The 13207-nt window shown below is 64.0% G+C and carries 11 protein-coding genes; 2 read left to right on the top strand and 9 right to left on the bottom strand.

Features of this window, described 5'->3' with window-relative positions; genetic code table 11:
* Positions 1 to 151 precede the first annotated feature (151 nt).
* The 8 genes from B5M41_RS05775 to B5M41_RS05740 all read right to left on the bottom strand — a co-directional run bounded on the left by B5M41_RS05775 (position 152) and on the right by B5M41_RS05740 (position 9338).
* Positions 152 to 1735: an FGGY-family carbohydrate kinase gene (locus B5M41_RS05775; protein WP_134652369.1), complete on the bottom strand. Its 1584-nt coding sequence runs from the start codon at positions 1733 to 1735 to the stop codon at positions 152 to 154.
* Positions 1735 to 2427: an HAD family hydrolase gene (locus B5M41_RS05770; RefSeq protein WP_134652367.1), complete on the bottom strand. Its 693-nt coding sequence runs from the start codon at positions 2425 to 2427 to the stop codon at positions 1735 to 1737. Before B5M41_RS05770 ends, B5M41_RS05775 begins: the two co-directional genes overlap by 1 nt.
* A 78-nt stretch (positions 2428 to 2505) precedes the next feature.
* Positions 2506 to 3990 (bottom strand): mannitol dehydrogenase family protein, encoded by a 1485-nt coding sequence (locus tag B5M41_RS05765; RefSeq protein WP_134652365.1) that lies wholly within the window; start codon positions 3988 to 3990, stop codon positions 2506 to 2508.
* A gap of 80 nt (positions 3991 to 4070) precedes the next feature.
* Complete coding sequence (locus B5M41_RS05760; RefSeq protein WP_134652363.1) at positions 4071 to 5072, bottom strand: ABC transporter ATP-binding protein; 1002 nt, start codon at positions 5070 to 5072, stop codon at positions 4071 to 4073.
* 13 nt (positions 5073 to 5085) lie between these two features.
* Positions 5086 to 5910: a carbohydrate ABC transporter permease gene (locus B5M41_RS05755; protein WP_134652361.1), complete on the bottom strand. Its 825-nt coding sequence runs from the start codon at positions 5908 to 5910 to the stop codon at positions 5086 to 5088.
* Positions 5911 to 5921: 11 nt separating this feature from the next.
* Complete coding sequence (locus B5M41_RS05750; protein WP_230639999.1) at positions 5922 to 6701, bottom strand: carbohydrate ABC transporter permease; 780 nt, start codon at positions 6699 to 6701, stop codon at positions 5922 to 5924.
* 203 nt (positions 6702 to 6904) lie between these two features.
* Positions 6905 to 8215 (bottom strand): ABC transporter substrate-binding protein, encoded by a 1311-nt coding sequence (locus B5M41_RS05745; protein ID WP_134650661.1) that lies wholly within the window; start codon positions 8213 to 8215, stop codon positions 6905 to 6907.
* Positions 8216 to 8384: 169 nt separating this feature from the next.
* Positions 8385 to 9338 carry a sugar-binding transcriptional regulator gene (locus B5M41_RS05740; RefSeq protein ID WP_134650660.1) on the bottom strand — a complete coding sequence of 318 codons (954 nt, stop codon included), beginning with the start codon at positions 9336 to 9338 and terminating at the stop codon, positions 8385 to 8387.
* Positions 9339 to 9595: 257 nt separating this feature from the next.
* Here B5M41_RS05740 and B5M41_RS05735 point away from each other — a divergent pair, with 257 nt between their 5' ends.
* Together B5M41_RS05735 and preA are read left to right on the top strand one after the other, a co-directional pair.
* On the top strand, positions 9596 to 10957 hold the full coding sequence (locus tag B5M41_RS05735; protein WP_134650659.1) for an NAD(P)-dependent oxidoreductase: 1362 nt from the start codon (positions 9596 to 9598) through the stop codon (positions 10955 to 10957).
* Positions 10958 to 10969: 12 nt separating this feature from the next.
* A complete protein-coding gene (gene preA / locus B5M41_RS05730) occupies positions 10970 to 12283 on the top strand; it encodes an NAD-dependent dihydropyrimidine dehydrogenase subunit PreA (protein WP_134650658.1) in 1314 nt (437 codons plus the stop codon).
* 38 nt (positions 12284 to 12321) lie between these two features.
* On the opposite strand, the gene B5M41_RS05725 is transcribed toward preA, so the two are convergent.
* Positions 12322 to 12960 (bottom strand): exopolysaccharide biosynthesis protein, encoded by a 639-nt coding sequence (locus B5M41_RS05725; RefSeq protein ID WP_134650657.1) that lies wholly within the window; start codon positions 12958 to 12960, stop codon positions 12322 to 12324.
* Between the last annotated feature and the right edge of the window lie 247 nt (positions 12961 to 13207).

Below are 13207 nucleotides of genomic sequence, written 5' to 3'. Positions count from 1 at the left end.
GCTTGACTGTCCACGAACCGGAGGGGGGACGGTCTCGTGGCCGTGAACCGGTCGAGGGCCTCGCATTTGGGGGATATGCGCAGACCGGTTACGAGGATAAGAACCCACGGCCCGGGATTTGGTTCCGTCGCTTTGCAGATTTATTGAGAAATTATGCGTCGAGGCTTTCGAGCTCCGCCCGGTGCCGGTGGAGCGCCAGGAACCGCTTGTAGTCGCTGTCATATCCGGCCTTGCGGGCGGGATCCGGCAGAAAGGCCGGGCCGCCCGGATACATGCCGGCGCCGGCTGCCGGGAGATCGGGATGCAGGCCGCCTGCCACGGCCGCGACCATGGCGGTGCCGAGAAGCACGGCATCCTCGGTTTCCGGCACGACGACACGGCAGCCCGTGACGTCGCGATAGAGTTCCATCAGCAGCGGGTTGCGCACATGGCCGCCCGCGACATGCAGCGTATCGAACCGATAGCCCCGCTCGCTGAAGGTTTCCAGGATATGCCGGATGCCGAGCGCAATGCCGACACAGGTCCGCCAGTACAGTCGGCAAAGACCATCGAAGGATGCGTCGAGCGTCAGGCCGCTGATGACGCCCAGCGCATGCGGATCAGCCAGCGGCGCGCGATTGCCGTGGAAATCCGGCAGCACATGCAGGCGCCCGGCGAGCGCGCCGCCCCCGTCCTCAAGCATCTTGCGAATGCGGGTGACGATGCGGGCATGGTTGTAAGTGGACGGCTCTCCGCCGGCGCTGTGCGAACGCACGATATGGTCGAGCAGTGCCCCGGTGGCCGACTGTCCTGCCTCGACAAGCCACCACCCGGGTAGCAGCACTTCGTAATAAGGGCCCCATGTGCCGTGGCCGAACTTCTTGTCCCGCGCAAAGGCTGCGATGCAGCTCGAGGTGCCCCCGATCAGCGCGAGCTGCGTTTCCATCGTTTCGGGTTGACCCGCGAAGGGACCGAGAAGGCCCAGCGTGCCGGCATAGGCATCGATGAGGCCGGTCGCCACGACGCAGCCGATATCGAGGCCGAGATCCGCCGCCGCCTGCGGCGTCAGCTGCCCGACGGCTTCGCCTGCGGGCAGGATATCGTGCGGCAGCAGGCCCCTGGGGTCCATGTCCTCCAGACCGATCGCCTGGAGAAAACTGTCGTTCCAAGGTTTCGCCTCATGGGAGAGATAGCACCACTTCGCCGTCATGGTGCAGCGCGAGCGGGCATTCGATCCCGTCGCGCGCCAGGTGATGAAGTCGGCGAGGTCGAAGAAATAGCCGGCCTGCGCCCATTGCGCCGGCTGGTGGCGCTTCAGCCACATCAGCTTGGGCATCTGCATTTCCGGCGACATCACGAAGCCCGAATGCGCCAGCACCGGATGCGCCGTTTCCGTGCAGATATCCGCCTCCTTGAGGGCACGGTGATCGAGCCAGACGATCGTGTCCCAGTTGTCATCCGCGTCGGAGACGGCAAGAGGCCGTCCCTGCGTGTCGCGCATGACAAGGGAGCAGGTGGCGTCCACGCCGAGCGCTGCGACCCGCGACGCAACCACGCCGCTAGCCGCCACCGCGCCCCTCACGGCGGCGCAGGTCGCCCTCCAGATGTCTTCGGAATCGTGTTCGGCGTAATCCGCAGCCGGCCGGCGCATCGCGATGGCATGGTCGGACCGGCCCAGCAAAGCACCGCTCCGGTCGAACACGCCCGCACGGGCGCTGCCGGTGCCGATGTCCACCGCAACGATCAGATCGCGCATCAATGCTCTTTCCCGTCGCCCTTTTCGTTGCCGACAAACTGTAACAATTCCCGCATGTCGTCAAACAGCGCGTCGGGTTCAAGGCGATAAAGAGCGTCGCGGTGCTCCGGGGAGCGCGCATGCGAGCCGCCGGTGAAGGCCACAACCCGCATGCCGGCCGACTTGGCCGCCGTAATGCCGGCCGGACTGTCTTCCACCACGACGCAGCGCGCCGGCTCGACGCCCATCGCAGCACTCGCATGAAGGAAAAGATCAGGCGCCGGCTTGCCGCGCGAGACCATGGTGGCACTGAAGATGTTCGGTTCGAACCGGTCGATAAGGCCCGTCACGGCAAGCGAGAGGCGGATGCGCTCGGGCTGGCTGGACGACGCCACGCAATGGGCGATGCCGAGCCTGTCGACCGTCTCGGCAATGCCGTCGATCGGCTGGAGTTCGGCACGGAAGCGCGCATAAAGCGCCGTGCGCATGGCTTCCAGAAAAGCCGCATCCACCGCAAGACCATATTCGTCATGCAGGATTTCCGACATGCTCTTGAGGCTGCGGCCGAGAAAGCGGGCATGCGCCTCCGCCTCGCTCATCACCACGCCTGCCGTCGCCAGCGCCTCGACGAGAACCGCAAGCGAGATCGGCTCGCTGTCGACAAGCACGCCGTCGCAATCGAAGATGACCAGTTCCGTCGGTTTGGCGGCCATGAGGTTCCGTTCCGTGTTCAGAGCCCCCTCCTACTTCCTGCCAAATGCGATGAAAAGGCCCGGATGGGCCGGGATCCTTCAATTTGCGAGATTGCCTTCCAGATAGCGCTTCAGGGTCGCCCGCGTTCCATCGCGCTGGAGGGTTTGCAGCGCGTCTGCAAAACGTCGGCGGAACAGATCGGAATCCGCCACCGACCCGAAAATCTCCTTCAATTCGAGGAACGCGGCCGGATTGTCCCTGGCGGCCAGGGCGGCCGCATGGATGCGGTCGATGTTGGGATCGTTGAAGCTGATCGCCTTGCCGCTGTCCGTCGTGCCGGCCAGATAATGGCACCACAGCGCCGAAACCAGTGCGAGACCGACGACATCCTCGCCGCGTGAAAGCCGGTCTGCGGTGGAGGGCAGGATGAATTTGGGCTGGCGGTTGGACCCGTCCTGCGCAAGCCGCGGAATGGTGTCGCCGATCTTGGGGTTGGAGAAACGATGCTCGATGAGCGCGAAATAATCGTTGAGGTCGGTGTCCGGCACCGGCGGGATGACCGGAATGATCTCCTCGCGTTCCAGCTTGGCCAGGAAGGCGCGGATATCGGCATCCTCCATCGCCTCGTGCACGAAATGGATGTCGAGCAGCGCGGCGGGATAGGCGATGGCCGCATGGCCGCCATTGAGGATGCGGATCTTCATGTGCTCGTAGGGCGCGACGTCAGCCACGAACTGCACGCCGACCTCTTCCAGCGCCGGGCGTCCCTGAGGGAAATTGTCCTCCAGCACCCATTGCTTGAATTCCTCGCAGAAGACCGGCCAGGCATCCGCAATGCCGTATTCGTCCGCGACGATGCCGATCTCGCGCGAACCGGTGGCCGGCGTGATACGGTCGACCATGCCGTTCGGGAAGGCGACGCTGGCATCGACCCAGTCGGCAAGACCGGGATCGGAAAGCCGCGCGAGGCCGGAGACCGCCGCATGCGTAACCTCGCCATTGCCGGGAATGTTGTCGCAGGACATCACCGTATAGGGCGCGATGCCCTTGTCCCTGCGGGCCTTCAGGCCGGCGAGGATGAGGCCGAACACGGTTTTCGGCGCGCCGGGATCGGCCGCGTCCGCGGCGATGGCCGGGTGGGTCGGATCGAAGACACCGGACGCCGGGTTGATGAAGTAGCCGCCCTCGGTGATCGTCAGCGACACGATGCGGATGGCCGGATCGGCAAGCGCCGCGATGGTGGCGGCGGCATTGCCGGGTGCGAGATAATCGATCATCGCGCCGGTTACGCGTGCGCCGGACCTGTTGTTGTCCTGCTCGACCACCGTCGTCAGGAAATCCTGCCCGGCCAGCTTGTCGCGCATGGCCGCATCGGACGGAAGGACGCCGGCGCCGACGATCGCCCAGTCATGATCGCGGCCGAGGTTGAAGAGATCGTCGAGATAGATCGCCTGATGCGCGCGGTGGAAATTGCCGACGCCGAAATGCACGATGCCGGCCTTGAGGCTGCCCCGGTCGTAGGACGGCACGCTGGCAGTGCCTGAGACATCCTTGAGGGTAGCGAGCGACAGTTTCGTGGTCATGGTCATTCCTTCCGGTTTGCTCCGGTCAACGCTTGTGCAGGTCCGCCGCGAAGCGGTTTTCGCCCATCCGGCAGGCGCCCCTATCGGATTGCCTTGTCGCTTTCGTCGAAGCGGTGGATACGGCCGTCATCGGGGGTGAGATGGACGATGTCGCCGTGGGTGACGGGGAAATCCCCGTCGGCGCGGACGGTGAGCATGCCGACGCCCTCGACGTTGACATGCAGGAACGTGTCGGAGCCGAGGTGCTCGGCGACGCCGACGACGCCCTTCCAGGTGCCGGCATCCTTGGAGAGCCTGATATGCTCGGGGCGGATGCCGACGGTCGGCGCGTTCCACGGCTTTGCGGACTCGCCCTTGACGAAGTTCATGCGCGGCGAGCCGATGAAGCCGGCGACGAAGAGGTTGTCGGGCTTGTTGTAGAGATCGAGCGGCGAGCCGACCTGTTCGATATTGCCGGCATTCAGCACCACGATCTTGTCGGCCATGGTCATGGCCTCGACCTGGTCGTGGGTGACATAGATCATCGTGGTCTTCAGCTGGTGATGCAGTTCGCTGATCTCCAGCCGCATCGTGCCGCGCAGCGCCGCGTCGAGGTTGGACAGCGGCTCGTCGAACAGAAAAGCCGACGGTTCGCGCACGATCGCGCGGCCGATGGCCACACGCTGGCGCTGACCGCCGGAAAGCTGGCCCGGGCGGCGTTCGAGATAGTTGGTGAGGTTCAGCACGCGGGCGGCTTCCGTCACCTTCTTCTCGATCACCTCCGGGCTGGCCTTCGCCATCTTGAGCGGGAAGGCGATGTTCTTGCGCACCGTCATATGCGGATAGAGCGCATAGGACTGGAACACCATGGCAAGACCCCGCTTGGCGGGTGCCGCCGACGTCACGTCCTTGCCGTCGATCTCGATGGTGCCGGACGTGGTGTCCTCCAGGCCCGCGATGAGGCGCAGCAGCGTGGACTTGCCGCAGCCGGACGGACCGACGAAGACGACGAACTCGCCGTCCTCGATGGTGAGGTCGATGCCCGGAATGACCTGCGTGGCGCCAAAGGACTTGTTGACCTTTTTCAGGATGATCTTGCCCATGTGTTCCCTCCCCTTACTTCACGGCGCCGAAGGTCAGGCCGCGGACGAGCTGTTTCTGCGAGAACCATCCCATGATCAGGATGGGGGCGATGGCGAGCGTCGAGGCCGCCGATAGTTTCGCCCAGAAGAGACCCTGCGGGCTCGAGAACGAGGCGATGAAGGCCGTCAGCGGCGCGGCGTTCGTCGTCGTCAGGCGGATTGTCCAGAACGATTCGTTCCAGGCGAGGATGATGTTGAGCAGCAGCGTCGAGGCGATGCCCGGCACCGCCATGGGCGTGAGCACATGCACGATCTCGTCGAACAGCGAGGCGCCGTCCATGCGGGCCGCTTCCAGGATTTCGCCCGGGATTTCGCGGAAGTAGGTGTAGAGCATCCACACGACGATCGGCAGGTTGATCAGCGTCAGCATCACCGTCAGGCCGATGCGCGTGTCGAGCAGGCCGAAATCGCGGAAGATGAGGTAGATCGGCACCAGCACGGCGACCGCCGGCATCATCTTGGTGGAGAGCATCCACATCAGGATGTCCTTGGTGCGCTTCGTCGGCGAAAACGCCATGGACCATGCGGCCGGTATGGCGACGAAGAGCGCGAGGATCGTGGAGCCGACCGCGATGATCACCGAATTCATGAACGGCTTCAGATAACCGCTCTGCGTCTGCACCGACACATAGCTTTCCAGCGTGAAGGACGGGATGAGGTTGAAGCCCTTGATCGCTTCCGTCTCCGTCTTCAGCGAGGTGATGACGGTGTAGAGGATCGGGAAGAAGATGATGAGGGCGATGATCCAGGCGGCGGCGGTGGCCACGGCCATGCGGCGGGTCGAGACTGCTCGTGCCATGACGTTTCTCCCTACTTGTCCAGGTTCTTGCCGACGGCGCGCATCAGGAAGATGGCGATGATATTGGCCAGGATGACCGCGATGATGCCGCCCGCCGATGCGCCGCCCACGTCATAGCCCAGAAGCGCGGTGCGATAGATCAGGAAGGCGAGGTTGGTGGAGGCATAGCCCGGCCCGCCATTGGTCGTGACGAGGATTTCCGCATAGACGCCGAGCAGGAAGATGGTCTGGATGAGGATGACGACCGTGATGGCGCGCGACAGATGCGGCAGCGTCAGGTAGACGAAGCGGCTCACGAAGCCCGCGCCATCCATCTCCGCCGCTTCCTTCTGCTCGCCATCGAGCGAYTGCAGCGCCGTGAGCAGGATCAGGGTGGCGAAGGGCAGCCATTGCCAGGCGACGATGATGATGATCGAAAACARCGGGAACTGGGCGAACCAGTCGACCGGCTGGAARCCGAAGGCSCGGTTGATGTCCGCGAGCACCCCGTAGCCGGGATGCATGATCATGTTCTTCCACACSAGCGCTGCCACCGGCGGCATGACGAAGAAGGGCGCGCCGCCGACGATCAGCAGCGTGTTCCAGATCGACTGGAAGAAGGCCGGATCCGTATAGAAGAACTTGTAATTGAAGAGACCTGTCCAGCTGACATTCGCCGGGTTCAGGAGATTGTAGTTCTGGAACGAGAACCACAATGTCATCGCCAGCGGCACGATCATCCAGATCAGAAGCAAACCCACAGAGGGTGCCAACATAAGACGCGCCAATCCACGCGTATTCTCCGTCGCCATGATCGTGACCTCCCGGTTTGCCGGCGCGCCAAAACGCCGGACAGGTTTCGCTTCCCCGCATTGGGTGGAACCCAGATGTTCTTGTCACTTGTTTTTGTTGAGCCGGCGCGGACGCCTGCAAGCAGCCCGCGCCGGAAGAGACTGCCTTCCAGCGGCTGCCCGGAACGCATTCCGGGCAGCCTGTCCTTGGGGAGGAGGCGTACTTACTTGATGTAGCCGGCGCGGGTCATTTCACGCACGGCCGCCGTCTGGGCCTGTGCAAGCGCGTCGTCCACGGAGGACTGGCCGGCAAGCACCGCCGAGAAGAGCTGGCCGACCGTCGTGCCGAGACCCTGGAATTCAGGAATGGCGACGAACTGGCCACCCGTATAGGGCACCGGCTTGACCGACGGCTTGGTGATGTCGGCCGCGTCCATGGCGGCAAGCGTCGGTGCTGCGAAGGGTGCTGCCTTCTCGTAGTCGGCGTTCTTGTAGAGCGAGGTGCGCGTGCCCGGAGGAACGTTCGCCCAGCCTTCCTTGCTGGCGACGAGCTCGGTGTAGCCCTTGCTGGTTGCCCAGGCGATGAACTTCTGCGCGGCTTCCGCCTTGGTCGAGCTTGCCGGAACGGCGAGGTTCCAGGACCACAGCCAATGACCGTGGTTGCCGTTGCCCGTGTCCGGGAAGATCGCGTAGCCGACCTTGTCGGCAACCGTCGAATCCTTCGGGTTGGACACGAAGGACGCGGCCACGGTCGCGTCGATCCACATGCCGCACTTGCCCTGCTGGAAGAGCGTCAGGTTTTCGTTGAAGCCGTTGGAAGAGGCACCCTGCGGGCCGGCATCCTTCATCAGGTCGACGTAGAACTGGAGGGATGTCTTCCACTCCGGCTGGTCGAACTGCGGCTGCCAGTTCTCGTCGAACCAGCGACCGCCGAACGAATTGTTGAGCGCGGTCAGGAACGCCATGTTCTCGCCCCAGCCGGCCTTGCCGCGAAGGCACATGCCGCTGATGTCGGCGCTGCGGTCCGTGATCTTGCGGGCGGCTTCACCGATGAATTCCCAGGTCGGGGAATCGGGCATGGTGAGGCCGGCCTTCTCGAACAGGTCCTTGCGATACATGATCATGGCGGATTCGCCGTAGAACGGCGCGGCATAGAGCTTGCCGTCGACGGAAAGGCCGCCGCGGATGGCCGGCAGCAGGTCGTCGACGTCGTAATCGGCGCCGAGGCCGTCGAGCGCGACCAGCCAGCCCTGCTTGGCCCAGATCGGCACTTCGTAGTTGCCGATCGTGACGATGTCATACTGGCCGCCCTTCGTCGCGATGTCGGTCGTGACGCGCTCGCGCAGCACGTTTTCCTCGAGCGTGACCCACTCGAGCTGGATGTCCGGGTTCTTCGCGGCAAAATCGTCCGTCAGGCCCTGCATGCGGATCATGTCGCCGTTGTTGACGGTGGCGATGGTCAGGGTTTCGGCATTGGCGAAACCGCACAGGAGAGCAGCCGAGCTGACGCCCAGCAGAAGGGTTCTCAAATTCATCATCTTCCTCCCAGAAAGCTTATGAGCATTTGCTTCGCTCATGGGCAATTACTCACAAACTGGCGCGAAAAGTCAACCGGCATTCGTTGCTGCGCCGCACAAAGGGGGCAGGCAGCCTTTGAATTTCATGGGAATTTTCTGTCGGCTACGCGGAGCGCCGGGGACCGACTCAGGCCGAAAGCAGATGGCGGGCGGTCGCCTCGTCCGTGATGACGCCGTTGATCATGCGGCCGCGAAGGGCAGCGAGCAGGGCGGCATACTTTCGCTTGCCCTTGGCAAGACCGATGACGGTGGTGCTCTCGCGCGACGGCAGCGGAACGGATGCGACGCGCTCGTTGATGCTGCCGTCCAGCAGCCGGCCCTCGCCATCATACATCCAGCCACAGATCTCGCCGGTCGCCCCCTCCTCCATCAGCCGGGTCATCTCCGCGGGATCGAGAAAGCCGTCGAGGCAGAGGGGGGCATCCACGCCGAGTTCGCCGATGCCGACGAAGGCGACATCCGCCTCGCGGCCGAGCTTGAGCGTCGACTGGACAAGGCTTTGCCGGTGCAGAAGGTCACGCTCCTCGCTTGAGGAGACGAGCACCGGCAACGGCATGGGATAATGCCGCGCCTTCACGGCATCGGCCATGGAGAAGATGACGTTGTAATAGGCGGCCGAGCCGTCCGGCCCGATATTGCCGGTCAGCGACATGATGCGGTGCTGCGGGCATTCCATGGCCGGGAGCTGGTCGATCGCCGCCTTGAGCGTGCGCCCGGTCCCGACCGCAAGCACGATCGGATCGGGCCTCTTCAGCCAGCGCTCGATTTCCGCGGCCCCGGCCTCAGCGATGCCGATCGTGGTGGAGGACGAGCCCGGATCGCTCGGCACGATATCGACATGCGTCAGGCCGAACTTGCTGCGCATCGCCTCGCCCAGTTCCAGGCATTCGGCGATGGGATGGTCGAGACGCACCTTGATCAGGCGTTCGGCGACGGCCAGCGACACGAGGCGCTGCGCCGACTGGCGGGAAATGCCCATGGCGGAGGCGATTTCATCCTGCGTGCGGCCCGCAACGTAGTAGAGCCATCCGGCCCGTGCCGCATCGTCCAGCCGTCCGGCTGTTTCCGTCCGCCTTGCCATCGCTCACCCCGATCGTTTCACGCGATTTGCTGCATCTTTTCCGTCATTCTGTCAAACCTCATGTGCGAGCGCGGACGCGGCGAGCAAGCGCGGCAATGATGACTGGAGAGGCTTAAAGAATACCGCGAAACTCATGTTTATTTTTGCGGCAAGCCTTGAAAAACCAGCATTTCTTTTGAAATTTTACCGTTTGATAAAAAAATAAAGCTGAGTTACCGTTCTCCTATTCAAAAAGCCCACGCGAATGGGAGATAACAATGGGAACGACGCAGTCTGGGATACATCGGGGGCGTCTTGCGCCTGCCGAATACGAAACGAACTTTTCCGACCTTCACCCGCGCCTTGACGATCACGAGGCGCTGGTCGCAGCCGACCGCTGCTACTTCTGTTACGACGCGCCGTGCATGACGGCCTGTCCGACCTCCATCGACATTCCGCTGTTCATCCGCCAGATCTCGACCGGCAATCCGATCGGTTCGGCCAAGACGATCTTCGACCAGAACATTCTGGGCGGCATGTGCGCCCGGGTCTGTCCCACCGAAACGCTCTGCGAACAGGTTTGCGTGCGCAACACCGCCGAGCATCGCCCCGTGGAGATCGGCCGCCTGCAGCGCTACGCCACCGATGTTGCAATCGCCAGCAACACGCAATTCTATGAGCGCGCCGCGCGCACCGGAAAGGCCATCGCCGTCGTCGGCGCCGGCCCCGCCGGCCTCGCCTGCGCCCACCGCCTTGCCATGGCGGGCCATGACGTGGTGATCTTCGAAGCGCGCGAGAAGGCCGGCGGCCTCAACGAATACGGCATCGCCACCTACAAGGCGGTCGATGACTTTGCACAGGCCGAAGTCGATTACGTGCTGGCCATCGGCGGCATCGAAGTAAAGAACGGCCTGAAGCTCGGGCGGGACTTCACGCTCTCCGACCTCACCGCCAATTTCGACGCCGTCTTCCTCGGCATGGGATTGTCCGGTGTCAACGCGCTTGGAGCGGAAGGCGAGAACCTGCCCGGTGTCGTCGACGCCGTCGACTTCATCGCCGAACTGCGCCAGGCCGCCGACAAGGCGACTGTTCCGGTCGGCCGGCGTGTCGTGGTGATCGGCGGCGGCATGACCGCCATCGACGCCGCCGTCCAGGCCAAGCTGCTCGGCGCCGAAGAGGTGACGATCTGCTACCGCCGCGGCAAGGAGCACATGAACGCCTCGGAATTCGAACAGGACCTCGCGGCATCCAAGGGCGTGATGATCCGCCACTGGCTCCAGCCCAGGCGCGTCATCGCGCGTGACGGCCATGTCGCCGGCATCGAGGTCGAATATACCGAGATGCGCGACGGCAAGCTGACGGGCACCGGCGAGACCGGCGTGCTCGCCGCCGACCAGATCTTCAAGGCGATCGGCCAGACCTTCGAGCCGGCCGGCCTTGGCTCGCTCGCCATGGCGGGCGGGCGCATCGCCATCGATGCGGAAGGCCGCACCTCCATCGCCAATGTCTGGGCGGGCGGGGACTGCGTGAAGGCCGGCGAAGACCTGACCGTCACCTCCGTCGCGCAGGGCCGCGATGCCGCCGATTCGATCAACCGCATGCTGGCTGCCGGTGCGCAGCCCGCCGTTGCCGTCGCTTGAGGGAGATGAGACATGGCTGATCTTCGCAACAACTTCGTCGGCATCAAGTCGCCAAACCCGTTCTGGCTCGCCTCCGCGCCACCCACCGACAAGGCCTACAATGTCGAGCGCGCCTTCAAGGCGGGCTGGGGCGGCGTGGTCTGGAAGACGCTGGGCGAGGAAGGCCCGCCTGTCGTCAACGTCAACGGCCCGCGTTACGGCGCGATCTGGGGCGCCGACCGCCGCCTCCTCGGCCTCAACAATATCGAACTCATCACCGACCGCGACCTCTACACCAACCTGCGCGAGATGAAGCAGGTCAAGATGAATTGGCCGGACCGGGCGCTGATCGCCTCGATCATGGTGCCCTGTGAGGAGGAGAGCTGGAAGGCGATCCTGCCGCTGGTGGAGGAAACCGGCGCCGACGGCATCGAGCTGAACTTCGGCTGTCCGCACGGCATGTCCGAACGCGGCATGGGCGCGGCCGTCGGCCAGGTGCCCGAATATATCGAAATGGTCGTGCGCTGGTGCAAGCAGTACACCCGCATGCCCGTCATCACCAAGCTGACGCCGAATATCACCGATATCCGCAAGCCCGCCCGCGCGGCCAAGGCCGGCGGCACCGACGCGGTGTCGCTGATCAACACGATCAACTCCATCGTGTCGGTCGATCTCGACAGCTTCGCCCCGAACCCCACCGTCGGCGGCAAGGGTACGCATGGCGGCTATTGCGGCCCGGCGGTCAAGCCCATCGCGCTCAACATGGTGGCCGAGATCGCGCGCGATCCGGAAACCTACGGCCTGCCGATATCAGGCATCGGCGGCGTGACGACGTGGCGTGACGCGGCGGAATTCCTGGTGCTGGGGGCCGGCAACGTGCAGGTCTGCACCGCGGCCATGACCTACGGCTTCAAGATCGTGCAGGAGATGATATCGGGCCTGTCGGACTGGATGGACGCCAAGGGCCATCGCTCGCTCGACGATATCTGCGGCCGTGCGGTGCCCAACGTCACCGACTGGCAGTATCTCGACCTCAACTACATCGCGAAGGCGCATATCGACCAGGATGCCTGCATCAAGTGCGGCCGTTGCCACATCGCCTGCGAGGACACCTCGCACCAGGCGATCACGCAGTTCGTCGATGGCGTAAGGCATTTCGAGGTGATGGAAGACGAGTGCGTCGGCTGCAATCTCTGCGTCAACGTCTGCCCCGTCGAGAACTGCATCACCATGGTCGGCCTCGAGCCCGGCACGCTGGACCAGCGCACCGGCAAGATCGTCGATCCGAACTACGCCAACTGGACGACGCACCCCAACAACCCGATGGCCCGTCAGGCCGCCGAGTAAAGGCGTGAGCCGGGGCCGCACAGGCCCCGGCTGGACCCTCAGCCGAAAAGATTGAAGCTGCGGCCCGCACTGTAGGCCAGGAGCGCAATGGCGCAGAAGTAGACGATGGTCAGCACGACCATCACATAACCGCCCAGCACCACCAGCCCGTCACGCTGCGAAATGCCCGCCGCCATCAGCAGGATCGCGACACCCGGAAGCGTGTTGGAGAAGGGAATGAGGCCGAGCGGCGCCATCAGCAGCAGGCCCGCGCCCATCAACACGAGACCGTTGAGCCGGTTCATGGCCGCGCCGTTCGTCAGGCCCGAGTACCGCGGCTTGAAGAACCGGTCGATCCGCCGCAGGAACGTCACGCCGCGCTCGAGCACCGGGCGCAGCTTGCCGCTTTCCAGCCGCCGGTCGGCGACTTTCCGCGGCAGCCAGGGCAGGCGATTGAGTGTGATCGCGGCGCTGATCAGCACGATCCCGGCGCCGAAGACGGTGGAAACGCCCGGAATGGAGACGGGAAACAGAAAGGGCAGCGACAGGAAGGCACAAAGCAGAAGCAACCCGCTTTCGCCCATCATCGCCAGAAGATCGCGCAACGTGATGTGCTCGCCCTTGATGGAATGCAGGATGTCCTCAAGCAGTTCGCTCGTCTTGCGGTCCGTGTCCCTGAAACCGATTCCTGTCGTCATTGCTTCTCCTTTTCCGTGCCGCTGCCTAGGCGGTTATTGCGGCTTTCCTGTGCCGCCGCGACCGGCATGAAGGCGCATTTTCGCCATCCGCCATATCGACGAAGGGTGGAACGATAGGGTGATTTCCTTGACGAAACATGCCCCTCACGGCCGTTCATGATCACAAAAACCGTCCGAAAGCGCCGTCGCCGGTAAATTTATCGGGAACGATCATCCGCTCCATGCGTTCCGCCTCCCGTTGGGGCGC

Source organism: Shinella sumterensis (assembly GCF_004514425.2).
GTDB classification, from domain to species: Bacteria; Pseudomonadota; Alphaproteobacteria; order Rhizobiales; family Rhizobiaceae; genus Shinella; species Shinella sumterensis.
This window is presented reverse-complemented; position numbering and strand designations above follow the sequence as displayed.